Source organism: Kistimonas asteriae, from assembly GCF_018263925.1.
GTDB classification, from domain to species: domain Bacteria; phylum Pseudomonadota; class Gammaproteobacteria; order Pseudomonadales; family Endozoicomonadaceae; genus Kistimonas; species Kistimonas asteriae.
Map to the genome: position 1 here is coordinate 1 of NZ_JAEVHF010000014.1, position 25164 is coordinate 25164.

Annotated in this window: 30 protein-coding genes; 20 read left to right on the forward strand and 10 right to left on the reverse strand. The window is 49.4% G+C overall.

Features of this window, described 5'->3' with window-relative positions; translation table 11 throughout:
• Positions 1-599: 599 nt before the first annotated feature.
• The 6 genes from KHS78_RS15480 (at position 600) to KHS78_RS15505 (ending at position 3908) form a co-directional block, all read left to right on the forward strand.
• On the forward strand, positions 600-1205 hold the full coding sequence (locus KHS78_RS15480; RefSeq protein WP_211829380.1) for a GNAT family N-acetyltransferase: 606 nt from the start codon (positions 600-602) through the stop codon (positions 1203-1205).
• A 93-nt stretch (positions 1206-1298) separates the two neighbouring features.
• A complete protein-coding gene (locus KHS78_RS15485; protein WP_211829381.1) occupies positions 1299-1658 on the forward strand; it encodes a hypothetical protein in 360 nt (119 codons plus the stop codon).
• A 109-nt stretch (positions 1659-1767) separates the two neighbouring features.
• Positions 1768-2193, forward strand: a complete 426-nt coding sequence (locus tag KHS78_RS15490; protein ID WP_246506552.1) for a bleomycin resistance protein — start codon at positions 1768-1770, stop codon at positions 2191-2193.
• 190 nt (positions 2194-2383) lie between these two features.
• A complete protein-coding gene (locus KHS78_RS15495; RefSeq protein WP_246506554.1) occupies positions 2384-2896 on the forward strand; it encodes a transposase in 513 nt (170 codons plus the stop codon).
• 81 nt (positions 2897-2977) lie between these two features.
• Positions 2978-3379: a thiol-disulfide oxidoreductase DCC family protein gene (locus tag KHS78_RS15500; protein WP_211829382.1), complete on the forward strand. Its 402-nt coding sequence runs from the start codon at positions 2978-2980 to the stop codon at positions 3377-3379.
• 64 nt (positions 3380-3443) lie between these two features.
• The gene (locus KHS78_RS15505) at positions 3444-3908 is read left to right on the forward strand and encodes a DUF4262 domain-containing protein (RefSeq protein ID WP_211829383.1); all 465 of its coding nucleotides are present in this window, start codon (positions 3444-3446) and stop codon (positions 3906-3908) included.
• Positions 3909-3996: 88 nt separating this feature from the next.
• Here the strand turns inward: KHS78_RS15505 and KHS78_RS15510 are convergent, their stop codons facing one another.
• Positions 3997-4176 (reverse strand): hypothetical protein, encoded by a 180-nt coding sequence (locus KHS78_RS15510; protein ID WP_211829384.1) that lies wholly within the window; start codon positions 4174-4176, stop codon positions 3997-3999.
• A 133-nt stretch (positions 4177-4309) separates the two neighbouring features.
• Here KHS78_RS15510 and KHS78_RS15515 point away from each other — a divergent pair, with 133 nt between their 5' ends.
• From KHS78_RS15515 to KHS78_RS15555, 9 genes are all read left to right on the forward strand, one after another.
• Positions 4310-4705: a hypothetical protein gene (locus KHS78_RS15515; RefSeq protein WP_211829385.1), complete on the forward strand. Its 396-nt coding sequence runs from the start codon at positions 4310-4312 to the stop codon at positions 4703-4705.
• A gap of 16 nt (positions 4706-4721) precedes the next feature.
• A complete protein-coding gene (locus tag KHS78_RS15520) occupies positions 4722-5039 on the forward strand; it encodes a hypothetical protein (RefSeq protein WP_211829386.1) in 318 nt (105 codons plus the stop codon).
• Between the two features lie 112 nt (positions 5040-5151).
• Positions 5152-5454 carry a DUF3861 domain-containing protein gene (locus KHS78_RS15525; protein WP_211829387.1) on the forward strand — a complete coding sequence of 101 codons (303 nt, stop codon included), beginning with the start codon at positions 5152-5154 and terminating at the stop codon, positions 5452-5454.
• A 368-nt stretch (positions 5455-5822) separates the two neighbouring features.
• Positions 5823-6311, forward strand: a complete 489-nt coding sequence (locus tag KHS78_RS15530) for a LabA-like NYN domain-containing protein (protein WP_211829388.1) — start codon at positions 5823-5825, stop codon at positions 6309-6311.
• A gap of 208 nt (positions 6312-6519) precedes the next feature.
• Positions 6520-7242 carry a sterol desaturase family protein gene (locus tag KHS78_RS15535; protein WP_211829389.1) on the forward strand — a complete coding sequence of 241 codons (723 nt, stop codon included), beginning with the start codon at positions 6520-6522 and terminating at the stop codon, positions 7240-7242.
• A gap of 228 nt (positions 7243-7470) precedes the next feature.
• Positions 7471-7704: a DUF5062 family protein gene (locus KHS78_RS15540; RefSeq protein ID WP_211829390.1), complete on the forward strand. Its 234-nt coding sequence runs from the start codon at positions 7471-7473 to the stop codon at positions 7702-7704.
• Between the two features lie 128 nt (positions 7705-7832).
• Positions 7833-8255, forward strand: coding sequence for a hypothetical protein (locus KHS78_RS15545; protein ID WP_211829391.1), 423 nt, complete (start codon positions 7833-7835; stop codon positions 8253-8255).
• A 327-nt stretch (positions 8256-8582) separates the two neighbouring features.
• Positions 8583-9359: a hypothetical protein gene (locus tag KHS78_RS15550; protein WP_211829392.1), complete on the forward strand. Its 777-nt coding sequence runs from the start codon at positions 8583-8585 to the stop codon at positions 9357-9359.
• A gap of 169 nt (positions 9360-9528) precedes the next feature.
• A complete protein-coding gene (locus KHS78_RS15555) occupies positions 9529-9759 on the forward strand; it encodes an IS1 family transposase (RefSeq protein ID WP_343216927.1) in 231 nt (76 codons plus the stop codon).
• A 67-nt stretch (positions 9760-9826) separates the two neighbouring features.
• On the opposite strand, the gene KHS78_RS15560 is transcribed toward KHS78_RS15555, so the two are convergent.
• Together KHS78_RS15560 and KHS78_RS22680 are read right to left on the reverse strand one after the other, a co-directional pair.
• A complete protein-coding gene (locus tag KHS78_RS15560) occupies positions 9827-11077 on the reverse strand; it encodes an Rcat domain-containing protein (RefSeq protein ID WP_211829393.1) in 1251 nt (416 codons plus the stop codon).
• A 161-nt stretch (positions 11078-11238) separates the two neighbouring features.
• Positions 11239-11343, reverse strand: coding sequence for an IS1 family transposase (locus tag KHS78_RS22680; protein ID WP_211829394.1), 105 nt, complete (start codon positions 11341-11343; stop codon positions 11239-11241).
• Between the two features lie 482 nt (positions 11344-11825).
• On the opposite strand from KHS78_RS22680, the gene arfB reads away from it, so the two are divergent.
• From arfB to KHS78_RS15580, 3 genes are all read left to right on the forward strand, one after another.
• Positions 11826-12239 (forward strand): alternative ribosome rescue aminoacyl-tRNA hydrolase ArfB, encoded by a 414-nt coding sequence (gene arfB, locus KHS78_RS15570; protein ID WP_211829395.1) that lies wholly within the window; start codon positions 11826-11828, stop codon positions 12237-12239.
• A 145-nt stretch (positions 12240-12384) separates the two neighbouring features.
• On the forward strand, positions 12385-13422 hold the full coding sequence (locus KHS78_RS15575; RefSeq protein WP_211829396.1) for an arginine deiminase-related protein: 1038 nt from the start codon (positions 12385-12387) through the stop codon (positions 13420-13422).
• 115 nt (positions 13423-13537) lie between these two features.
• Positions 13538-13939 carry a hypothetical protein gene (locus KHS78_RS15580; RefSeq protein ID WP_211829397.1) on the forward strand — a complete coding sequence of 134 codons (402 nt, stop codon included), beginning with the start codon at positions 13538-13540 and terminating at the stop codon, positions 13937-13939.
• Between the two features lie 108 nt (positions 13940-14047).
• On the opposite strand, the gene cydC is transcribed toward KHS78_RS15580, so the two are convergent.
• Both cydC and cydD read right to left on the reverse strand, forming a co-directional pair.
• On the reverse strand, positions 14048-15712 hold the full coding sequence (cydC, locus tag KHS78_RS15585) for a heme ABC transporter ATP-binding protein/permease CydC (RefSeq protein WP_211829398.1): 1665 nt from the start codon (positions 15710-15712) through the stop codon (positions 14048-14050).
• A complete protein-coding gene (gene cydD, locus KHS78_RS15590) occupies positions 15705-17528 on the reverse strand; it encodes a heme ABC transporter permease/ATP-binding protein CydD (protein ID WP_211829399.1) in 1824 nt (607 codons plus the stop codon). The genes cydC and cydD overlap by 8 nt, the downstream gene beginning before the upstream one ends.
• Before the next feature lie 252 nt (positions 17529-17780).
• On the opposite strand from cydD, the gene trmJ reads away from it, so the two are divergent.
• The gene (trmJ, locus tag KHS78_RS15595) at positions 17781-18518 is read left to right on the forward strand and encodes a tRNA (cytosine(32)/uridine(32)-2'-O)-methyltransferase TrmJ (protein WP_211829400.1); all 738 of its coding nucleotides are present in this window, start codon (positions 17781-17783) and stop codon (positions 18516-18518) included.
• Here trmJ and KHS78_RS22600 read toward each other — a convergent pair.
• From KHS78_RS22600 to KHS78_RS15610, 3 genes are all read right to left on the reverse strand, one after another.
• Positions 18515-20185, reverse strand: a complete 1671-nt coding sequence (locus tag KHS78_RS22600; protein ID WP_211829401.1) for a PP2C family serine/threonine-protein phosphatase — start codon at positions 20183-20185, stop codon at positions 18515-18517. The two genes, trmJ and KHS78_RS22600, sit on opposite strands and share 4 nt — an antisense overlap.
• Before the next feature lie 167 nt (positions 20186-20352).
• A complete protein-coding gene (locus tag KHS78_RS15605; protein WP_211829402.1) occupies positions 20353-21291 on the reverse strand; it encodes a helix-turn-helix domain-containing protein in 939 nt (312 codons plus the stop codon).
• A 270-nt stretch (positions 21292-21561) separates the two neighbouring features.
• Entirely contained in the window at positions 21562-22089 is a 528-nt protein-coding gene (locus tag KHS78_RS15610) for a CBS domain-containing protein (protein WP_211829403.1), read from the reverse strand.
• An 884-nt stretch (positions 22090-22973) separates the two neighbouring features.
• Between KHS78_RS15610 and KHS78_RS15615 the strand changes: the two genes are divergently transcribed.
• On the forward strand, positions 22974-23417 hold the full coding sequence (locus KHS78_RS15615) for a hypothetical protein (RefSeq protein ID WP_211829404.1): 444 nt from the start codon (positions 22974-22976) through the stop codon (positions 23415-23417).
• 14 nt (positions 23418-23431) lie between these two features.
• Here the strand turns inward: KHS78_RS15615 and dcd are convergent, their stop codons facing one another.
• The gene (gene dcd / locus KHS78_RS15620; protein WP_211829405.1) at positions 23432-24022 is read right to left on the reverse strand and encodes a dCTP deaminase; all 591 of its coding nucleotides are present in this window, start codon (positions 24020-24022) and stop codon (positions 23432-23434) included.
• Between the two features lie 13 nt (positions 24023-24035).
• Entirely contained in the window at positions 24036-25142 is a 1107-nt protein-coding gene (apbC, locus tag KHS78_RS15625) for an iron-sulfur cluster carrier protein ApbC (RefSeq protein ID WP_211829406.1), read from the reverse strand.
• Positions 25143-25164 lie beyond the last annotated feature (22 nt).

The window sequence follows — 25164 nt, forward strand, 5'->3', positions numbered from 1 at the left end:
AAGCCATTAGCGGATAAATAAAACACGAAATCATCAAGCGATATGTCTGTAGAAAGCTGAAGCAGATTTCATTCATTAACAATGAAGGCATTGTGGTTTCATTCTTAGATTTTCTACAGACTCGTTATATGCCATTCACAAAGGGGTATGAGTTGAAATTCGGTAAGGTTAATGTCATTGCCGTCTATTGTTCTTGGCTTTCTTTTACTGTGTTTATTGTTTCTCTGTGCACTGCCTTTGCAGAATTGCACAATAAAGAAAGCATCATTATTATTTCGCTGATATTATTCGGCTTTTTTTCAACCATACATCTAGTTTTGGCCTACTTTGTCCGTTGCCCTCACTGTAATAAATGCCTAACTATACAAGGTGGCAAAAAAGCCCACCCAAACTCTGATGGCAGTTGGTCTGCAACTACCATCAGATGGTTTAGTGGGTTCGTCCGCTGTATTCATTGCGGCAACGGTGTCCATACACATGGCATATAACAATTCGTTTTTGTTCGCCCCTTCGGGGCTCGGGACCTTCGCAGCTTCGCTGCTCGGCCCCAAAACTTAGCGTTAGCTGCTATTGCAACATCATACTTAGCATCATAAATCATGAAGAATAATAACTGGCTCAGTGACGTGACACTGAATGGCAATACTGTTGAGCTGCAACCACTCATAAAAGAGCATGCAGCAGACTTGGTAGCAGCTTCCTCCGATGGAAATCTATGGAATCTTTGGTTCACAGGAGTGCCATGTCAGGAAACTATAAATTCCTATATAGAATTCGCACTCACCGAGAGAGATGCAGGGAGATCCATTCCCTTTGTCGTTTACCATAAGAAAGATAGAAAAATTATTGGTTCCACTCGTTTCTGTAATGCAACCCCTGAAAACAAGCGATTGGAAATCGGATACACTTGGTATTCAAAATCATATCAAAAATCTTCAGTAAATACTGAATGCAAGTTACTACTTCTCAATCATGCCTTTGAAAGCCTGTCAGCTATAGCCGTTGAGTTTCGGACTCATTGGCATAATCAAGCCTCTAGAGCAGCAATTTCGCGGCTTGGTGCAAAGCAGGATGGAGTTCTAAGAAATCACGCCATAGACCAAGATGGCTGCTATAGAGATACAGTCGTTTTCTCAATCATCGATCATGAGTGGCCAGTTGTTCTGAAAAACCTCAAACACAGACTATCAATAAATCGCAGCTAACAAGGCGTTTTTGTTCGCCCCTTCGGGGCTTGGGACCTTCGCAGCTTTGCTGCTCGGCCCCAAAACTTAACGTTATGCTCACAGGTAAAACATATGGACTTGGAAAAACTTAAAAATCATAAATATTTAAAACTCATTGAATACGCTCTAAAAGAGAAAAACTTTTCCAAAGAGCAAGCTTGCAACGCATCAAAACTTGCGCATCATGAATTCGACATTATTTATCGCGACATGTTCATTCCACACAAAAATCAAGAAGGTGAAATCCACCCTAACGAAGTGCTAGAGTGGACACTCTCTCAACAAGCATTCTTTAATTATCTTCAATTCTTAGAATTTAAATCGTCAGTAGAATCAGCAAAAAAAGCACAGATAACAGCAATAGTTGCAATAATTATTTCATGCGCACTAACCCTTTCACCAATAGTTACAGCACTAATAAACAAAGCATGACAATTCGCTGTAGCTCGCCCCTTCGGGGCTAGGGACTGCGCTAAAGCGCAGCCCCTAAGCTTAGCGTTATAACACTCAACAAAATTAATAAATCACTTGAGGATTGAGAATGAGTGAATATTGGAACGTAATGGTTCCAGAACTTTCTGTTACGGAATTTAAAAAATCTCTTTCCTTTTATACCGATATTCTTGGCTTCTCTGTCCGCAACCAAAGGGATAATCCTGAATTTGCATATCTTGAACAAGAGAAAGTGCAATTAATGATTGAGCAAATTCATGATGATTCTTGGAACACTGGAGATCTTTTGAATCCATTTGGCCGAGGGATCAACCTTCAGATGGAGTTCTCAAATATTGCTCCTATCTACCAGAGGGTAAAAAACTCTAAGATCAGCATCTACAGAGAGCTTACAGAATCATGGTATGAAGTAAGTCCAGAGGTACTATCAGGACAGTCCGAGTTTCTGGTACAAGACCCAGATGGTTATCTTCTACGCTTAACCCAACACTTGGGTGAAAAACCAAAAATTTAATCATCAGCACGGTGCTCACCGTGCTATAACAAGGCGCTTTAGTTCGCCCCTTCGGGGCTGGGACTGCGCTAAAGCGCAGCCCTTAAGCTTAGCGTTGAGTCTGTAGAAAAACGTCTGGAAGCACTGGCAGTCCCCGGCGTAGCAGATATCCTTTAGAAATCTGCCCCAGAGTTCCATTTCGAGCCTCGCCATGCCTCGCTTCAAGCCGTACGACACTCGTCAAAATCTTTTATTACCGATTAACCTGGCCGAGCAACTAGTGCCCGGTTCTTTTGAGTACACGCTGAATTACCTTGTGGATCATGAGATCGATACGTCCATCTTCCATGACCATTACCACAACGATGAAACCGGTCGTCTGGCTTATGATCCGGCCATGCTGTTGAAGGTGGTGCTGTTTGCCTATTCTCGCGGCATCACCTCCAGCCGCAGGATTGAGAAAGCCTGTCGTGAGAATGTGGTTTTCATGGCGCTTTCCGCCGACAGTCAGCCTCACTTTACGACTATTGCCGACTTTATCAGTCGTATGCACAAGCCGGTGGGACAACTCTTTATTCAGGTTTTGATGATCTGCGATCAGCTCGGCCTGATCGGTAAAGACATGTTTGCCATTGATGGTCGCAAGATGTCATCCAATGCCAGCAAGGAATGGAGCGGTACCCACAGCGAGCTTAAGGGTAAAAAGAAAATGGGGTGTTCCTGAAAATCTATATAGAACGGGGCATGAATTAGATCTGTTTTATATGGATGAGTACAACACTTAACGTTATGTTCTTGGAGAGATATGGAAGATCATCAGATAATCATCTTTGATGGAATATGTAACTTCTGCAATGGTGCGGTAAATTTCATTATTGAAAGAGATTCTAAAGGTGTCTTTAAATTTTCTCCGATGCAAAGTGAAATAGCTCAGGAACTCATATCAAAGCATCAAATCAATGAGGCGGGCTATGACACTTTTCTTCTTATCAAGAATGAACAATGCTTTGTACGCACTAATGCTGCACTAGAAATAACAAAAGACCTTGATGGATTATGGTTTATGTTTCGAGTCCTTAAAATTATTCCTTCAGTCATAAGAGATTTCTTTTATAGGCTGTTTGCTCGGAACAGGTACAACTTATTTGGTAAACGATCTGCCTGCATGGTACCTTCAAAGGAAGTACGTGATAGGTTTCTAACATGAACATAACAAGGGTCAGGTTAACTCACCACTGTGGCCGGCGTTAAATTTCTGAAGAAGCAAAGCAATGGATGATATAGATAAAAAAGCACTAGATGATATTGAAAAATATGGCTGTCACGTCCTGAACATAATGGAAGGTGATGGAGAGCCATGCTTCACATATTCAATTGGAATAGATAAAGAGCAGGGAAAACCAGACATTGTCATTCTCGGTCTTAAAAATGAACTAGCTCACTTTATAGTTAATGACTACAAAGACCGGCTTATGGCTGGTGAAACATTCGAACCTGGAAAATACTATTATGATTTTATTGAAGGGTTCCCGGTATGCTTTGTCAAAGTAGCTAAAATACACTTCCAAGAATATTTTGGTTGGGGCTTATGGCTTCATAATGGCAATGACTTTGAAGTATTGCAATTGATATGGCCAACAACGAATGGAGTCTGGCCTTGGAATGAGAAAAAACCAGAATATTATTCTTGGGCTCAACCAATCCTGAACGAAACTGGTGAGCTAAACGAAATTTAACAATACGCTGGTGTTTCCCCTTTCTAGGCTGAGACCTTCCCACTTCGTGCTCATCCCCCCACAATTTTGCATTACACGCTCTGTCGTCCTAATCCCAAAGGTCACCCTCGTCAAGCTCATCTTCGTCGATCTCTTCTATCTCAATGTGTGCGCCATCAAAATCACCACCAATGTTATAAAGGGTGATTGCTACGCCCTCCCCACAATACCCTTGCTTGATTTGAATCTCTGGCGGCAATTGCTTTAATACCTCAATCAGCTCACCCACAGTACTTGCTGCTGGCGTGGGTGTGCCTGCCTTCCAAAATCCCCGAGGTACGATTTCTTTGTACTTATCTATCTTCTAGTCCTTTATTTGTCGCGAGTAACATCAACGGTTAGCACCAGAATGGAGAACCCCAGTGGACATTGACTTTGATCTCGAGGTTCGGGCAGGCTACCTATGCTTGGTGTGCGCCGGAATAGTGACAGCTGAGTCGTTTATCGGTCTCATTGCGAAGGGGCTTAGCGCAGCCCAGGAACATGGCGTGACGGCGATACTAATTGACTGCAGGAAGCTCGATGCCACTGCCCTAACCACATTTGATCGGTTCATCCTGGGTGAAAGGGGAGCTGAACTGCAGCGCAAGTCGCCAACGACCTGTTATGTCGCCGCCGTTGCCCCACCACCCATTGCAGACTCCCGCAAGCTTGGTGAAACAGTAGCGGTGAATCGTGGCTTCCTTGGTAGAGTCTTCTTCGATATGGATGAAGCACTAGCCGAAATTGGAGAACGGCTAGATAGGAAGAGGTGCTAACGTAATGAGTGCGTATATGGAAGAGATAGCAGAAACAATCATCGATGAATTGAGTGGTTATTGGGGTAATAGAGTTAAGGATTTTGTAGAAATGGTTTCGACTTCTACGCCTTACAATAGGCTGGAGATGGCGTTTACCGCGTACAACTTCATGGTTGTTAAATTAACTGTGGAGTACAATTTTGTTTGGTTTTCCCAACTTAATAGTGGTGCTCTTCTAAAATTTACAAATACTGCGGTACCACTTGAATCAATCACAAAGGCACTGCCTAAGGTTTATAACGAGATACGTCTTCGAATACCAGATAAATATCTAGAGGCAAATGGTTGGTAACACAGAACCCGTCATTCGTGTGGGAGAAACTCAGCCCTACCTCAACTCATACTGCCGGGCGAATTAAATAATGATGCTATCCTTATCCTGTTTTAGTTGTTGAGGCTTCACCATGAAAAAAGGGCATCACTACAAAATCAGCATTGATCATGTTATGAATCCTGATGGTTCGACACCGGAAGACCAGAAGGTTGAGTTTGAATTCTCGAGCCACGACGAAATATTGAGCATTATAGAAAAACTGAAAAACAGATCGGATATTGAGCCTGAGACAGCAGCGCCTTTAGGTTTAGGCATCAAGCTTTTTGGGGGCATCCTTCTACAAAATCGAACCTCAACGCTTTTTTCAGAACTCTTGCCTCATTTCTCTGCATTCATGAAACAGTTTAAAAAATCGGGACAAAATCCTACTTAACAGCGTCGGCCTGTAAGGCCTGTAGAAATGCTGGATCGTATTTCTCTACATTGTATTTCTCTAAGCTTGAGCGGGGCGACGTGACGGTAGATTTCTTTTTCCGCCTGGTTGCAAAACAACCCTCCTGCCACTGCACACGTATCCAACAAAACACCAGCTGTTCAAAAATGCAAGGGTCGATGAGGTCGGAGTTAGTTTATCGTTTGGCGACCAGGCAGGTCATCTGCCAAGTGGCCCATTGGTTGAACGGCAGTCAATGGGCATTTTGTAGGGAAATGCAGCGGCTACTGAAGAATATTGCTTCCACCCGCAGGTGAAATCATGGTGTTATTACCGGTATAAATCGAATAATCAAACGTAAGCCAACTATGCAAAAAGTCACCCTGCTCGTTGATGTGCAAAATATTTATTACACAACCCGGCAAGCCTATGGCTGCCATTTTGACTACCGTCGGTTCTGGGCTGACGCCACGTCCGGACGAGAGGTGGTGGCAGCCATCGCCTATGCCATTGACCGGGGGGATGCCCAGCAGCGGCAATTTCAAAATATTCTCAGGAGCATAGGGTTTGAGGTGAAACTGAAACCCTATATCCAACGCGCAGACGGTTCGGCCAAAGGGGATTGGGATGTCGGTATTACCCTGGACGCCATCACCTATGCCAGCCATTCCGATGTTATCGTACTCGCCTCCGGCGATGGAGACTTTGACTTACTGCTGACGGAAATCCAGGATGATGCTGGCGTCACTGCGGAAGTCTATGGGGTTCCCTCGTTGACCGCACAATCCTTGATTGATGCCGCTACCAAGTTTATTCCCATTGAAACGTCGCTGCTTTTAACGCCATCACGGCAGTAAATATCACCTCTCTCCTGCCTAAGCCTTCATGGGATAAAGGTATGCATTCCGATTGATCCTGGTAACTATCAGGTTTGGCGTCTGTCATTCACCTCGGGTGGTAAACACGGGCTTTAATGCCTGGTTGCCATACGTGCGGAAAGTCAGGAACTTTCCGGAAAAAACGGTCTCTAAGCATGGACATAGACTGTTAATCCAGGGAATGGACATGTTAATCGAACTGATAATCATCATGGCGGGATGCCTGCTTATTGAACGGCTCTTTGTCGGCTGGAAACTGCCCGAAATAAAAACATGGCCAGTCCGGGTACTCATTCTGAATGCCGTACAGCTCGGTGTTGTCCTGCTGGCAGGCGTGACATGGGAAGCGTGGCTCTCCTCCTGGTCTATCTTCAGGCTGTCGCATTATGTCTCTCCGGCTGTCGGCGGCGTCATCGCTTATTTTATTGCGACCTTTGTCTTTTATTGGTGGCACCGGTGGCGCCATGAGTCGGATTTCCTTTGGGTCACGTTCCACCAGATACACCACAGCCCCCGTCGGCTAGAGGTTCTCACCTCATTTTACAAGCATCCGGGTGAGATGCTGGTCAATTCCATTTTAGGCAGTTTACTGGTCTACTCGCTGCTCGGCCTGTCACTCGAAGCTGGCGCCATTTACACGTTCTGCACTGCTGTCGGTGAATTCTTTTACCACACCAACATCAAGACACCCCGCTGGATCGGTTTTATCTTCCAACGCCCGGAAATGCACCGTGTTCATCACCAGGCAGGCCGCCACAAAAATAACTACGGCGATATCGTCTGGTGGGACATGCTGTTTGGCACCTACGAAAATCCCAGGGAATGGACGCAGACCTGCGGTTTCACCCCGGAGCGGGAAGAACAACTGGCCGATATGCTCCGCTTTAAAGATGTGCACAAATCGTCATAGGTGGCCTTCCTATCCATCAGCCTATAGTACCCAAGCTGTCTGAGGCTGAAAATGGCGTTTATGCAACCCGGTTGACGCTGGCAAAAAAGAACCAGACAGTCCATATCCCAAAAATACCTGTACGGTTCTTTCAATACGAATAACAATATGTCCAACGCGCTGCATTCTGCATAGCACATACAATGCTAACCCCGTTCGCTGAATGACCATTAGCATCCAGGATCAGAAATGAAGAAACTTAAAGATGAAAAAGCGTTAGTCAAAAAAGCCATCGCTGCGGGTATGAAGTACGGTGAATCACGAGGCGTGGTTGAGTTTGAGGCCACTGATTCGGTCAATGAAAAACTTGAATACATTTATCGTCTGCTGGTACACGACAAGGTGATACAGCCGATCCCTGAAGAGCAGGTGTCCCAGAAAGCCATCAAGCACCGGTTGGCCATATGGGCATCAAAACTCTAATCATTCGAAAGATGTCCAGCGTCTCAGTAATATGCCTGAACACGCATTAACACAACACACCCACGATTGACGGTGCTGATGACCTTCAGCACCGTCACGATGCACCCATCCTGCAATGGAATACCAGCGTGACTTTAGCCGTAAAAATAACATTATTAGCGTCAGGGATTTTCCTGCTGACAGGCATGATAGCCGGTGTTCTGAAATTCCGCGGCATCATGACAAGTCCGACTCAGCGGGCGCCACTCTACATCGATGTTGCACACAGAGCAGCTCTCTTATACAGCTTTGCCGCCCTGGTGATGGCAGAGCTGTTAACGTACAGCCCCTATTCAATCGACGTTCAGTTAGTCATTACCGGGGTACCGCTGGTTTTCTTTGCGGCCTCCATTGCGCAGTATTTCAAACTGGGTATCCAGAACAAGGTTAAAAACCAGTTCAAGAATCCAGGCCTGTTGACAACATGGGGCATGTTGCCACTGATTGTCGGAGAGATTGGCGGTGTCGGCGCTATCGTCTGGGGGTTTGTTTCAACACAGTTCCTCACCTAGGCGCGTCGCTGAACCGGAGGTAGATAGCCGCTTAATCACTACTTCCCCTTTTTAATCAATCTACCGTCGTGTGTACAAAACGGTGCCAGGTCTTGCTGTAAACATCCCTTTTTTTAGTGGCATCCTGAGATGGGCGTTTTCCCGGTGCTCTGATTTGCCCGGCAGATTAATAGCGCGGTTGTTAGTTCGTTTACGACACCAGACCTGATGACCATCAATGAATCGAGGCAGTTAACCCGCTACGCTGGACTGAGTGTGATGGAACATGCCGCGAAGCTAAGGGTGATAAATGCGTGGCAACAATAAAAACCGGAGAGGAGAAGAAACATGTCAGAAAGAGCCCTCGAAATCGGCTTTGTGAACCTCAATGAAGACAAAAGGCCAAAGCGAAACACCGAGTATGAAGTCGTATCTGCCTCCAGCGATTTATTAGCCGATTTAAGCTATCCAGATTCTGATATCAAAAAGATGAGTGTCGATCTCTTCAAGCTGTACATCGACAATCTGCCAGATTTCACGTCAGACAATGAAGGATTGATCAAAATTCAGGTTGATACCCGAAATCCGCAGGATCTCGACGGTGAGACCAATGATGCGACCTTCGCCTCGGAGTTCCAGGTCAGTGATGGATCGCATGCGCCAACCTTTCTCTATCGGGGCGTCTTCCGGAATGTACTGCTTCGTGACTGGGTCAACTTGCGATTTGACTTGTACGAGCTGGATACAGACAGCAGCGTCTACTACGAGAAAATCAAATCGGTTCTTGGTAACGTCCCTGAGATCAACAACCTGGATGTGCTCAAAGGTATTCCCTACCTGAATCTCGCGACCAACCTGTTCGAAGGCGTGATCACCACATTCGGTAAAAACCCGGACGATCATATCTGGGGCGAAGTCCCATTACTGGAACTGGAACCGATTCCGGGCAGCGCCTTCCTCAGAACAGGCATCTATGTGTTGTTTGAGCGAATCAACAGTGAAGACGAAGACATACGGTTTGAGGATCTTCTCTATGTTAATGGTTCCCTCATCATCAACGGACAGGAGAAAGTGTTATCTAACCATCTGATATTCGGGATTGGCTTGAAGGCACATAACGTATAGTTCAATCTTGCTGGGGTTGTACCTGTGTACGGCCCCAGTCACTACTGGCAACCGTCCGCAAGATAGCATCATGCCTTCTGCATCAGATGGTTAGTATTCACCAGGTTTCACTCTACAGCGATAAACGCTTGCTTCAGCGAATCCCTGTCATACCGTGCTCAAAGAACCGGTGGCAACGCTTTTCCACCGCAGTCCTGTCAGCCCTTCCTGTCGACGAAGACCACGTCATCAGCATGTGACTGCTCATGTGTTCGGCTGCAGGACAAACGCAACGCTGAATAGACTGACAGCGCTGATCAAACGTTTGAATCACAAGACTATCTGCTTCTCATACTCAGAGGAGCTACACGACAAAGTCATCGGAGAGTTCATATCCAGAATGTGGGATCAACCTGTTTGAAACGCGACCTTGAGTTGTTGGTTGCTGCATCTATATTCTTGTTGTTTTTTTGCCTCTATTATAATTATTACCCATACGCTCTTCGTTGCTTATCGGGCAAACCGGTTAAATTCGACAACTCTTTATCAATCAGGCATTTTTTTTCACTATATTTAGCTTTTCTATGGTCCCTAGCATCACGTTTGCTTTTGCTACATTTATAATAACCATGATTCCTATTTTTCATTGCCTCTGGCCAATCTTCTAAGCAATCCCAACACATATTATGAGAGCAATTATTTGGATCTACTCCTGCTGCTTGAGCACGAACTGTATTATTTACTCCAGCATGGGTACCCAAATTTATTTGCAAACAACCCCCGTCATGCTCTATTAGCTGATTGCACTTAAGGCAAGGACGAGCATGCTCGTCACTCCCTGACAGCACTAGTTCGTAAATGCCAAGCCTATCACGCAACATTTTTGCCTGATTATCTACTTCATTTTTCACAATCTCCCTTTTCTGTTGACACGTTAAATTAGGGTGATAATCCTCCTCACAGACAGGGCATATCACTCTCCCACATAACTTACCATTTATAAGACCTTGACACCGATGCATTAAATCCTTACGTGGGGCACTGAAGAATCTCTGTGTACCACGACACCTTCTGCATGTAACCACAAACTCCCTACAAGAAAACAGACTGTTATCTGCTTGAAATTCTGGCCTTTGCGCCATCGCGTCACCTTGAACACGAGAACAAAATGTCGTCAATTCAAGTTTAAAATTGATATCCCTCTCTGTAATGTCATTATTATCAAGCCTCATACACCTTATAGCTGGGTGCTCCTCATGGGCTCCGTCAGGGGCGGAACTTGCGAGTGGGCAAGGTAACACAACAAGGTCAACGTTATAATGAAAATTAACGTGGCTTGGATCGTAGTTCGCTATCGCATTTCTCACAGCATCTCGTATACACCCGGCATGGGCTCTCAAGTTACAGCCTGACAACTGTATTAGTTCGCCTTCAGTCAGGCACACAGCACACTCGTTGGCAGTAGCAATGTCATGATCACACTCAAGATCCATGTCATCTGAAGCCTGTGATACTAAGGACAGGGTACTGCCTACACACTCTGGAGCACCAAAATGATCCTGATCCTCTGGATGAAAGCAATTGATAATCCTAATAATCAGTTCATCAAAAAAAGCCTTTACACCCTGGACAATCCTGACAACGAAACGAGAAAATCGAGCACAACAACCATCTTGCCCTGCTCTTTGAAGGCGCTCTGCTGCCATAAGGCTATTACCATTATTATCTATAGCCTGCATAACGTCTAAATCCTTTCATAAAACTAGTACGAAGATACCTTATACTCTGACTTCAAAAAAAAAAAGAAAGTTCTTACTATTAATATACTGATCGTGCGCTTGTTATTTCATTTAGCAATATATAATCAATCTAACAAAAAGGTAAAATGCATTGCCCGCATTTAATTAGCCCACAAAAATTCTTTAATGACTTTGTCGTGTAGCTCCTCTGAGTGTGAGAAGCGGATAGCCTTGTGATTCAAACGTTTGATCCGCGTGCGCAGCATCACCCTTACTGGGGACTGTTATATCTATGTACTCAACGGATCTGATTCATGACCCATGAGCTCGACATCAGAACCAATATATCCACACTTGGCCTCCTCGTTTTCACCCTCTCCACGTGACACTGCTTTGGCTTTGGCACCCCCATCGGAAAGCGATAATAAATTGAAGCTGTTCACCTGGATTGGAAACATTCATGTCATTACAACACTACCTGCTTTAAATTATCACTTTTGCTAACCTCCACGGTTATTTGATTGATCAAAAACTAACATTAGTGTCAGGCTATGAGAAGCCTCACAGAATGACTGCTCACAACACCACAGAATCAACAGCCAAAAAGGTGACTGCTGACCGACACTAAAAACAGTATGATGAGCCCCATGCAAATATAGATAAGATATTTATGTGCTCTGATCGGTTGAAGAGCTCCAACGCAAATCCACCGGATACCTTGAGCCAGTTCAGGTCGAGCTTTATTGTCATGCTACAAATTTCTACAAACGTTTCCCTGCCCGACAGTGAGATTGAACTCAGCGCCATCCGCGCCCAGGGCGCCGGGGGACAGAATGTCAACAAGGTCTCAACCGCCATCCATTTGCGCTTTGATATCGCGGCCTCCTCGCTGCCCGAGTTTTACAAACACCGGCTGTTGGCGCTGAAGGATCAACGCATTTCCTCTGAGGGTGTGATCATCATCAAGGCTCAGCAATACCGCAGCCAGGAGAAAAACCGGGCTGACGCCCTGGAACGGTTACGCGAACTGATCCGCTCCGTCGCGGTGTTTCGCAAGAAGCGTGTTGCCACCCGTCCCAGTCAGACAGCCCGCAAGAAACGCCTCGACAGCAAAAAACGCCGGGGCAACACCAAAAACCTGCGAGGTAGGATCGACCATTGAGTTGATCGCACAGCGGCTTGAAGAAGCGTACAGCTTCGTGCACAGACACAGTGTACAGCGCTGCTGACTCGTCAGTCAGTGGCATCCCTTCCGAGCCCATCTATATTGGTGACTCCGCAACAGGATAACTGTGAGGATCACCGGTATGAATACGCTCGCAACCCCATCCATGAGCGCACTCTGGCGAACGACCTGTCATCTATTGACGCTCGTTTTTCTCAGTACCTTTATAACGATGGTATGCCAGGCCAATCCCAGCCAGACCACTGATACCGTGGTCATGATTTCACCCGACCACTTCGGGTTTAATCCCGAAACAGCCGTCACCAATTATTTCCAGAACATCCCTGACCAGGCGGCCGACATTACCCGGCACAATGCACTCGCTGAATTCGCCGGACTTCGCCAGGCACTTGAAACACACGGCGTCAGGGTGCTATCAATGCCCAGCCGGGATGATGTTCCCACCCCCGAAGCCACTTTTCCCAACAACTGGTTCCTCACCCTGCCTGCAGCCAACCATGCAACAGAGCTTTATATCTTCCCGATGCTGGTTCCTACCCGCCAGAATGAAGTGCGTTTGCAGGCACTGGAACAACGACTCGATGACGCCAGTATCTCTCTGGCAGATCAACACGACCTCCGCCAGGCATCCAACGTCGGTGAAGCGCTGGAAGGCACGGGCAGCCTGGTACTGGATCGGATCAATCAGCAGGCGTTTGCTGCACTGTCTCCCCGTACCAGCCTCGCGTTGACTGAAACGTTTTCCCGCCAGGCCGGTTATCAACCGGTATTTTTTCATGCGATTGATCAGCATGGTCAGACGATCTACCATACCAATGTCATATTGAGTATCGGTACCCGATTTGCCGTACTGTGCGAACAATGTATTCCCAATGCCAAGGAACGTGGGCAGGTGATAGAACAGCTCGGGGACAGGGAGCTGATCTACATCACACCGGCACAGGTGGGCCATATGGCGGGCAACCTGCTGGAACTCAAAAGCCGGAAGGGAGAACCACTGATACTGCTCTCTCAACAGGCACGAGATCATTTAACATCCGTACAGCGCGCGACACTGGAAAGCTATGGGACACTGGTCTCTGCACCGCTGGATACATTGGAGACAGTCGGAGGCGGCAGCGCACGCTGCATGGTGGCTGAGATTTTCACCGGGGAATAAACAACGCCTACACGTTTGTACAACCGCGGGGATCAATGACAGGGTCAACATCATGGATGTACACCCTGTCTCGAAGCACATATCATTATTGGGCTATCGAACAGGGATGTCCCCCATGCGGCTGATAATAAAAAAAACCTATATCTCGCTCTTTTTCGCACTGGCACTGCTGCCCCTTCTGGAGCCGGCGCTGTCGTTTGCCCAGCAGTTTGCAATTGTGGATGCCCTGCCCGACTGGCTGCACCGAAACACTGCCATCTTCCTTTCTGGTCTGGTGACCATCACCCTGCCATGGATTGCGATTACCCTGGCCACTGCCCTCGCCCTGCTGTTTGCCCTGGGTACCAGTGCGCGCCTCTATTCAGTGGTGGTCGTGGTGGCGCTGCAGCTAATGGTTTACGGTTTTACCGGTGGACTGACCTTCAGCTGGCATCACTGGGCGGCCTCTCTCCCGGGTATTCTGGGCGCCTTTGCCCTGGTGCCAATTACCCTGCTGTTGTCGCTCAAACGGTTTTAAGTTTATTAACTTCCCCCATGGATCGCGCAACACCTGCTGCTTCCTGCAGCAGGTGTTGAACAGTCCTCTCTGGCGAATACCGCAATCCTGTTTATCATCGAAAATGAATTACAGAGAGACTATTCGGTCGGCCAGTGTCAGGGGGGCTTTCCGGTGGGTTACCATCAACAGCGTTTTGCCATGCGTTGCATCATTCAGCACCTGAAGGATCCTGTCTTCGGTGTCGGGATCCAGCCCCTCTGTCGGTTCATCCAGTAATAGTAACGGACTGTCGCACAATAGTACCCGGGCCAATCCCAGTCGCCGCTGCTCTCCGCCCGACAACGGCACACCGCCCTGCCCCAGCCAAAGATCCAGCAGTCCATCCTCACCGCCTGTCAGGCGATCAAGCCCCACCTGGCACAGTATTGTCATCAACGCCTCATCACTGGCCTGTTCATGGGCAATTCGAAGGTTGTCCCTGAGCGTGGCACTGAACACATGGATGCGCTGCGGCATCACCGCCATCACGTTGCGCAGGGTGGATTCAGACAGTCGCTCAATGGGACAGTCCCCAATAGCCATCGTACCGGCATCCGGATTCCAGTCCCGGCTCAGCAACTGCAACAGGGTGGATTTGCCACACCCGGTATGACCGGTGATGGCAATACGCTCGCCAGCACGCACACTCAGATCAAACCCAGCCAGGACGGGGTCACCGATCATTCCCGGATAACGGAAACTGAGTCCTGTCACTGTCACCGCCATGCCTTTTCCATCAACGACGGGAACCTTCTGGTTTTCATCGGGAAAGCTGACCATTGGCGTCTGACGCGTGACCTCATTCAACCGTGCCGCTGATCGTTTTACCTGACCCAGTACCTGGAAGGCACCGGGTAATGGCATGATCGCCTCAAAGGCGGCCAACGTCGCCAATGCCAGCATCGCCATGATGGGCCCAGCCAATACCCCCGTCGATACCTCAGCCGCCGTCACCCACAACAGCCAGACCAGGGTCAAGCCAGCCAATACCGTGACCAGCGCCACTGCAAACCCGTTGACTCGTGCGAGGATGGACTGCTGACCGATCAGCTGTGCCTCTTCTTCCTCAACCGCCGCACGGTAGGTGGGTTCAGCCCCGAAGATCAGCAATTCGGCCTGCCCAGCCACATAATCATGCAACCGGGTACGCAACTGACCTTTCGCTTCTGTCACAGCCTGTCCCGCCCGGTTACCCAACCGGTAAAATAACACGGGCAGCAGTAACAAAGCCGGCAAAAGAACGGCCGCCAAAGGCACCACTGCCGCCGGTGAAAACAGGCTGGCCAGCACGATTAATCCGACCACACCGAGGATCGCACAGATCAACGGCGTTAACAGGCGGAGATAGAGGTTATCCAGCGCATCAATGTCTGCCACCATCCGGTTAAGCAGATCCGCCTGCCGGAACCGTCGCAGACCTGCCGGGGCCAGCGGTTCGACACAGCCATAGAACCAGACCCGGAGTCGGGCCAGTAATTTAAACGTGGCATCGTGGCTGACCACCCGCTCAAAGTAACGGCCCGCCGTACGCACTATCGAAAATCCGCGAACACCGGCACCTGGCGTAAAAAAGTTAAAGACCTGTGCCGTGGCCAGGGTCAGCCCCGCAATCGCTGTCGCGGTAATGAACCAGCCAGAGAGCGCCAGCAGACCAACACTCGCCGCCAGCGTCACCTGTGCCAGGATGATTCCCAGCCCCATCTGCAGACTGTGGTGGCGATACAGTTTAAGGAAAGGCAGCAACTCACGCATGCTCTGTCACTCCCTTCGTTGCCGAGGTGGCCATCGGCGTCATGTCATCCAGCTCCTGCTCCCAGATTTTCCAGAGTCGGGCGAATGGCCCGTCCTGCGCGCGCAGTCTGTCCGGATCGCCGTACGCGATGCATTTTCCGCCATCGAGCACCAGCACGCGGTCTGCACGTTGTACCTGTTGCGGACGGTGGGTCACCATCAACACCGTTTTGCCTGCACTGTAATGCCGGATGCCATCGTCCACCAGCCGTTCACTGACATGATCCAGGCTGGCGGTCGGCTCATCCAGCAATACCAGTTGTGCGGATCGGGCAATCGCACGGGCCAGGGCAATGCGCTGCGCCTGTCCAACGGACAGCCGGCTGGCCGCTTCGCCCAGGGAGGTATCCAGGCCCTGCTCAAGGTTCGCGACAATTTCATCCGCATGAGCCTGCTGCAAGGCCTTGTTAATGGCGTCCTCCGACAATTCATGTCGTCCCAACCGGACATTGTCCCGCACTGAGCCGCACACCAGCAGCGGATTCTGCCCCAGCCAGGTCAGCTGGCGTCGCCAGTGATCCGGATTGAATTCTCGCAATTCAACCCCGTTGATCTTCAGGCTGCCCTGATAATCGAGAAAACCCAGGAGCACATTCAGCAGCGTGCTTTTACCAGCACCGGACAGTCCAACTACGGCCAGATGCTCACCCGGCGCCACAGTGAAGCACAATTGATTCAACAGCACCTTGTCACTATCCGGAGCCTGCACGGTGAGGCGGTCACAGACAATCTCGACTGCCGGTTGTGCGGGACAGGCGAGCCCTCCTTCCGGGCGCGTCGGTACGGGTTCATTAAGGAAATGCATCAGACGATCACCAGCACCAATCGCCTGGGCGCGGGCATGATAGAACGTTCCCAGTTCCCGTAGCGGCTGATAAAACTCCGGCGCCAACAGGAGCAGGAACAGGCCAGTGAACAGCGTCAGTTCGCTTCCCCAGTGACCAAAATTCAGGTATCCGAGGTAACTCATGCCCAGGTAAAGCGCCGTCAATGCAATGGACACAGAGGCAAAGAATTCCAGAACGGTCGAGGAGAGAAATGCCAGTCGCAGCACCTGCATGGTCTTGACCCGGAAGGCTTCTGAGGCCGACTCAACCATGGCTTTCTCCTGACGGCTTCGGTTAAACAGGCGCAGGGTAGCCAGCCCCTGCAGCCGATCCAGGAAGTGGCTGCTCAAGCGGGACAATGCCTGAAAGTTACGACGGTTGGCGTCTGCCGCCTTGATGCCGACCAGAATCATGAACAAAGGGATCAGTGGCGCCGTCCCCAGGAAGATCAGGGTAACCGCCCAGTTCTGCGGCAACGCCACAGCCAGGATCAACAAGGGGATAACCACTGACAGGGTCATTTGCGGCAGGTAACGGGCAAAGAAATCCTGCAGCTCTTCCACCTGTTCCAGAAGCAGCGTCAGCCACTCACCCGCCGGCCGCCGGCCTACGGCTGCCGGCCCTAGCTGCCCCATACGGTCCAGCAGCAAACGCCGCACCTGCTGGCGGACTGCCTGACCGGCCCGAAATCCAGCCTGTTCACGCCCCAGTAGACAGCCGGCCCGCACGAGACTGGCCAGCAGGAATCCCCCCAGATATGGAAGAATCGCTGCCCGTTCCTCGCCTGCCATCACCAGGCTATGGACGACAGTGGCTAATAACCAGGCCTGGGCAATGATCATCAAACCATTGCCGATACCAAACGCCATGACACAGCCAAGCCAGCGTCCTGCTGCCTGCTTCTGGCTGCGTAACCAGCGATAAACCTCACGTTCGGTGGTTTTATTCATGCTTACTGCGCTATTTCACTCTGCAACCGGGCTCATACCATCAGGACGCCGGTAGGGATCAGGATATGCTGCTATGACAACACAAAGGAAAATGGATGCGGATTCTAGCAGCCTTCAGGGTTGAGGTAACGATTAGCGTCAGGGTTTTCAATGACAAGGGTGTCAGGCAGACCAACCCGTAGTCGCAACACTTCCCATACTCCGAAGGTATCGCTGATAATACGCCGTTTTCAGACAAGTACATCTGCCACTATGCTGGATAACATCCGTATCGTCATGATCCGTACCTGGCACCCGGGTAACATCGGATCCGCCCTGCGCGCCATGAAAACCATGGGCTTGCGCCACCTCACCCTGGTCAGCCCGCCGCACTGGCCCCATCCGGATGCCGACACTATGGCCGCTGGCGCCGCTGACCTGATTGATCAGGTCAAGGTAGTGGATAATCTGGCTGAGGCCATAGCCGACTGCTCGCTGGTCATCGGCACCTCAGCCCGCAGCCGTTCGTTTTCCTGGCCGATGCTAAGCCCCCGGACTTGTGGCCAGCAGGTGATTCAGGAAGCTGAAAACAGTCAGGTCGCGTTGGTGTTTGGCCAGGAAACGATGGGGATGACCAATGAGGAATTGCAGCAGTGTAACTACCACGTCTGCATTCCCGGCAACCCGGAGTACCCCGTGCTGAATGTGGCGTCAGCGATACAGATTCTCTGCTACGAGATCCGGCAAAGTCTGGAAGCACACATGGAAACAGAGACTGACTCGGATGAGGACATGACCACTTACCCGGATGCCAACGCCATGGAGCAATTTTACCAGCATCTGGAAGAAGCACTATACAATGTGAATTTCATCATTCGACAGCATCCCGGCAATGCCATGACCAAACTGCGTCGGCTCTTTAACCGGGCACGGCCAGAGTCTGAGGAAATGAATATGTTGCGCGGTATTTTGAGTCGCATACAGCAAACACAAAAACGCAATAACGCTTAATCAGGATACAGTGCAGAGACAGGGGTTATTAACGCAGTCATATTATCTTTACTACCACATTGGAGTGCAGCTTCTATTAAATAAGCTGCAATCTCCTCTGAGCTAAACCCGTCCTGCCACAAAAGGCAAACTAAATCACCGATTTGTTGTGAGGAGCTTTTTTCTGTTACGCCATCACTGACTAATACCAGTAGGCAGTCTTTCAGGCTGGCGTCACCTGGCACTCTTTCATACGGCCTTTCATTCAACATCTCATCCAGTATCTCATCTGTGAATGGTACAATTTTCGGGCGAGGGTTTAACGCATAGGTAAACTGTGATCCACCAAAATTGTGATCACCAATGGTACGCGCGGGCTCTACTTCTCCATTAACACGGTTCCCAAACACTCCACCAGAAAACACAAAACCTCCGCGTTTTAATGCTGACTGGGTATACTTATCAGGTGATTGAGAGGTTTCAGAGGATTGAGTTTCATCAAATCCACATCTTGCATCTTCACTGGCTTGAAAAACTCTGCCTGTAGCCGTTATCAATATCGCTCTGGAATCACCCACATTGCAGACAAAAAGTGTCGAACCGATAACCATTGCAACAACAGCCGTTGTCCCACCGTCCTTTTCAAATGCCATCCTGTCTACAGCCGTAAACGATAACTTAAGTGGGTTATAAGTTCTCACTGCGTCGGAAGGATCCGGCAAGTCAAGCTCATGCCATATCATCAATTGTTGTTCCAATTCATAGGGTAACATTCTCGACACAAATGCTGCGGTAAAGTGGTCTTCACTGACTGCTTTCTCTGTTCGCTGATGCCCATCCTGCACACCAACCACTTTATTACGATCAAATGACAAGCCATGCTCAATAAGCGTAGTGTCCTGACCTACAGGCTCTGATCGACAAGGGATCACCCAATCCTCCATGTTTTTTTTCCTGCCAATACTCTGCGCGATTCCGGATTGTGTGGTTTGGTCTGTATAATAAGTTACGTAATCGTTAGCGCTTGAAATGGCTCTTCGTTTTATTTCTGAAGATGGCTCTTTAATATCAGTAAAACCCTCAAGTTTTTCGAGCAATGAAAGGATCCATTGATCAAATGCAGGCGATCTCGTTTGCTTAAACTGCTGTTTTAATGCATCACGCCGACTATTATCAAACTTTCTCTCAATTGCTTCAGTGTCATAAACAACTCGATAATCCCTATGAGCTATGAGTGTTATATCAGCAGGTGTACAAACTTCTTCTCTAACCCCTATAAATTGAGTTTTATCTTCTCGGAAAAAAACTGTCCTATCTGCGGGAAGCGGCATCAACCGCCCATTCGCTAGTTGCAATTCTGTTGTGCAACACCTAAGCGCCATGCTGACAGTAATTGACCTATCCATTAGATTAAGATTAAACAATGCATTCAGGCGCTCAACTGCAGCTTCCTGCTCAGACTGATTTCTGTTATTAACTTGTTCAAGTTTTTCATCCAACCAATGACATTGGCAACAGGAAACAAAGGATACCAGACGCTTCACTCCCCCCAGAAAGGCCAATAATTTTCTGTTGCCCTCTCCAACCAGAAATTGGTTGCCATCATAACGCACCACATCCTGAGAGGATTCATTATTTTCCACACTGGATAGCGTATGAAACAACCTATTAACTGCTACAGAATCCACAATCCACCTAATATTACAAAGCTTTACTTCATTTTATGTAGACTATGGATAATGCTTTTAGTTCCCAGAAAAATAATCGTCAGGAAAAACAGGTAATGAAGTTGAAGGGATTGTTATTTTTATCACTGCCAACACATATTACCGCTGGCAGTGATATTCCATGCTACCTAATGCAACGGTAAGATCCTTCGTAAACCGGCATCCTTCAGAATAGCCGCTAACGGCGCTGTATAGGTCAGGTACTGCACCTCCCGTCCCTGGTAACGCACCGGGCCATGGGCGACTTCCGGCCCCACATGGCCAGGCTGCAAATGAAAAGACCGCGCCAGACGTGCACCATCACTGGTGGCACAAAGCCCGCCAATATGGCGAATCGACTCCAGGTATTTTCCGGCATAATGCGCCATCTCGATCAACAGCAAGGCTGCCGCAATCTTACTGGCACCGTACAGAGAATAGATATACAACCCATGGGGTTCTTCCGGCGGTACGATATCGCTGTTGCGAATCTCCGCCTCTTCCATTTCGCCATGGATCAGTCGCCAATAGATATCTTCCGCCAGTGGCAATGCAATCAGGTGGCCGAAATAGTGGTTGAACTTGGTACTGACAACGCTCAGCACATTGCTATGCCCGATCCAGCCATGCAACAACTCATGACTGACCGGAAGTCCCGCCTCGAAAATGGAATGATCATAATCCAGGATCAATTCAATGAACGGATCATCCACATCACTGCCGGATAAGTGGCGAATTTCATATTTGCGGTTTTCCTTCTCCGGGAAGGTCCCCACCTTGCTGCCCAGTTTGGGAGAATTGAGATAATGCCTGATCAGGTATCCCACCGATTGCTCGGGACTCAACAGGTTGGGGCGCGCAGAACGGAATGGCAGCACCTGGTCCGCATCATCCTGGAAAAAGTGGATGACATGGCGTTGCCGTTCCAGCGTAGGTTCCGTGGTTCCCCGCTCCCAGCGACTGATAGTCACTGAGTCAATGCCCCCCAGGGTGTTAGAATGACACGAAAGCGCCAGCGCCAGCCGGTCCTGTGTCAGTCCGTTGTCCCTACGTCTTCGCTTTAGATAAGACCCGAAATTTTCCAGCATCCGTAACACCTTAATCCCATAGCAATACCGGACAGATGCACTAACCCTTTCTGTTTCGAGTGTTGGGTTATCATTGCCCGGATCAGGCAGCCTAAGATCAGTTTTTCTGCAGGAAACGCCATGGTCATGCGCCTGGCGCCCTGATCACTGACCGCATCATAGCGACCTGCTGAGGCAGAATTATTGAGTTAGGTTAAGTTTTGTGAGGTATTGTGCTGAAAGGGACACTATCAGGGATGACCTTGATCCAGATCATCCCTGGGAGGGACTTTAGTTCCGGGTAATGATTCGCAACAGATCCAGTACCGTGACAATACCGATCACCTGACGGTTCTGAGTCACCAGAACCCGATGAATATGCCCCCGCACCATGGCATCCACCATTTCGGTCATCGGCGTTTCGGGAGCCACGCTATACACGACAGGTGTCATTATATCCGAGATCAGGACACCATCGTCGACAGCCTCGTGGAAAGCCCGCTGTTCTTCATCGGAAAGTTCACGATCCAATAGCCCCTGGTAAAAGCTGTCATCCCGCTGGGCGAGATCCAGCAGACCGGAACCGGTCTGACGAACAATATCCGTCAGTGTCACCACCCCGGTCAGGCGACCGGCCTCATCCACCACCGGTGCACCAGAGATTGCGTTATCGGTGAGAAAGCGTGAGAGACGGTCAACAGACCAGTCAAGCGGGACAGTACGGACATCACGGGTCATTACATCAGCGGCGGTCAATTGCCGCCAGTCACTATCGGTTGTGCCGGCTGTATCCGTACCAAGAGAATCAAGCGAAAGCATCGTTAGCCTCCTGTAGTCCAGGGATTCGCAGCTTGCGAACAAAAAGTGCCGGCCTGCTACTGACTGCGTAAAGGCACGCTCCACTTGCGATTGATCTTATTCTTCGCTGCTTGTAGGCTCAGTATTACACTTCCGAGAAAGCCATTATTGACCCATATCAACAGACAGGCCAGCACCCGGAAGCAGACTGGTTTGACCGCTCAAAGAGTATGGTATTGCAGCGCATAAGCGTCAAATTGACGGATAAAACGGAAAGGAAACCAGATATGTGCTCTTTTTTTCTGCTTATATCAGATTTTGTCAATTCTATAGACCGCTTTCATTTTAATCGATGAAGAAAATATCACATTCTAAATGTCCAATAGCTTTTAACGCTTTTGGAAACCAATACCATGGTTCATACATCATGCTCTAAACCAACCCGAGAACACACAGGAAGACAACAGCGCACAGACTGATTTGTGTGTTACCTGGGACTATCGCACAGTTAAGCTCATAAAAGACACGCAAGAGCCCTCAACCCATTCCAGTCATTCATCCTGCGACGCATCTGACAATATCTCCTGGCATACAGCTGACGAGTCATTCAGCCAGCGGGACGAAAATATAGACTTGCACCCTGTCCGACCCAGAACAACAAACTTCATAATCCAGAGCGACGACAACATCAGTGATGACATTGACATCCCAAGACCAAACATTCCCATGACAACACGACGCAGACAATCGCATTCAATCACATCACATACTGACAGTGACAATTACAGGGATTTAGAAAAATTATTTACCCCCATGGGGTATAATTTTGCTGCAGTACCCATCCTGTCAGAAGTATTAGCCTACAATGGCAAGAGCACGGTTGGGCTTTTAACTGGATGTTTATCATGCTGTTCACCGGCATATTATTTGGCATTCATGATTGCGGTGAATTCATTGTCCAGCGTGAAAATCAGGGTAATATTAAACATCGTTTTTTTCACTCTCCCTGTAAAAAAGTATTCAAGGCAATTAAGCACATTAATGAGAAGTCTGCGCTTATTAGAACCTTGTCATCACACTTCAGGCCTCTGTTCTACGTATTAAGTTATACCGGCACATTAGGTACGGGATTAGGGGATATGTTTCAGCACAAATATAACGATCTCTATAAAACCGAGGAACCAACAGTCGTCGATCACCTCTCATCAGGCATCATCCTGACGTTGCTGACTGTGTCTGCACTCGTTTATTTTTTATGGGTTTGCTACAAGGAAAAACACAAAGGGCAAGCCTATGCCATTTCGCCACCAGCCATGGAGGAACAGGCTGACACCACCCGGGCAGCCTGATTGGGTTTATTTGATCAAACGGAAGAGTCTTCACCAATTCGACTCGCGATAGCACTGTGCTGATCGCGGTATTTGGCGTTCTTGCGCTTGTTATAGGGTTTTTCCGCCGCGCCGGTCATGGTTTCAAAATTGATCGCACCAATGGTCATCCCGGGGCGCAGGGCAATTGGCAACTTGCCACCATTCACAAACTCCAGCACGATCTGGCCACTCCAGCCCGGATCAATCCGGTGCGCGGTCACATGAACCATCAGGCCCAGTCTCGCCAGGGAAGAACGACCATCCAACCAGCCCACCAGGTCATCCGGCAAGCCCACGGATTCACGGGTCACCGCAAGCGCCAGCTCTCCGGGATGCAGAAAGAAGGCTTCCTTCTCCCCCAGCACTATCTCCTTACTCATGATGGAGTTCAGTGTCTGGTCAATCTGCTCCCGTGAACAACTCAGGTCCACGTAAGGCGCCGCATGGTCATTGAAGACCCGGAAGCTGTTGCCCAGGGTCAGATCCACGCTGATACCGGAAATCTGATCCGGTGTCGGCCGCGGCTCAATCACGATCCGGCCGCTTTTCAGACAGGCTTCTATGTCACGATCACATAGCCGCATGGTTCACAATTCCTTAGTCATCACTGATGCTGATGGTCGGCGCCGCCGGCGCCTGACGATTTCTGACAGAAAGCCTGGCCGCCATTCGGCGGGCCAACTCGCGGTAGGTCATGGCGATCTCGCCATCCGGCTCGGCTATCACGGAAGGATTGCCTCCGTCGGCCTGTTCACGAATACGGAGGGTCAGCGGCAAGGAGGCCAGCAGCTCAGTATCATATTCATCAGCCAATACGGTTCCGCCGCCTTCGCCAAACAGGTGTTCCGTATGGCCGCAGTTAGTGCAGGTATGGGTGGCCATGTTTTCCACAACGCCCAGTACCGGCACATCGACCTTGCGGAACATCTCGATGCCTTTACGGGCATCCAGTAACGCCAGATCCTGTGGGGTAGTGACAATCACACTGCCCGCCACCGGTACCCGCTGCGCCAGGGTCAGCTGGATATCCCCGGTACCCGGCGGCATGTCGACAATCAGGTAATCTAGGTTATCCCAGCGGGTCTGGGTCAACAGCTGTTGCAGGGCACCGCTGACCATCGGGCCGCGCCAGACCATCGGTGTGTTTTCCGTCACCAGGAACGCCATGGACATCACCTGGACGCCATGGGCTTCAATGGGAAGGAAGAACTGCTGTTCGCCTTCGGTGATGACGTCCGGCCGAACACCCTCGGCGATACCAAACATCAGCCCCTGGCTGGGGCCATAAATATCCGCATCCAGCACGCCCACACGGGCGCCTTCGGCCGCGAGCGCCAGCGCCAGGTTGGCTGTCGTCGTCGACTTGCCTACGCCACCCTTACCAGAAGCGACCGCAATAATATTGCGAATGCCTGACATTGCCGGCAGGTTACCCTGGGTCGGCATGGATTCTACATGCCAGGCCAGGGTGACCTCTGCCGACGTCACGCCGGACAGGTCTTCCAGGTAATCCTGAAGAATCCGGGTAATACCCGCCGCAAGACCGCCACAGGGATAGCCCATGAAAAGGTCCACACGGACCTGCCCACCCTCTATAGCGATATCGCGAACACACCCGGCAGCAACCAGATCCATCCCCAGATAAGGGTCGTGGTACTGTCTCAGTACCTGCTCAATCATTGTTCTGTTAATGACTTCCGACATACCTATTCCAGTCAGTGATTCA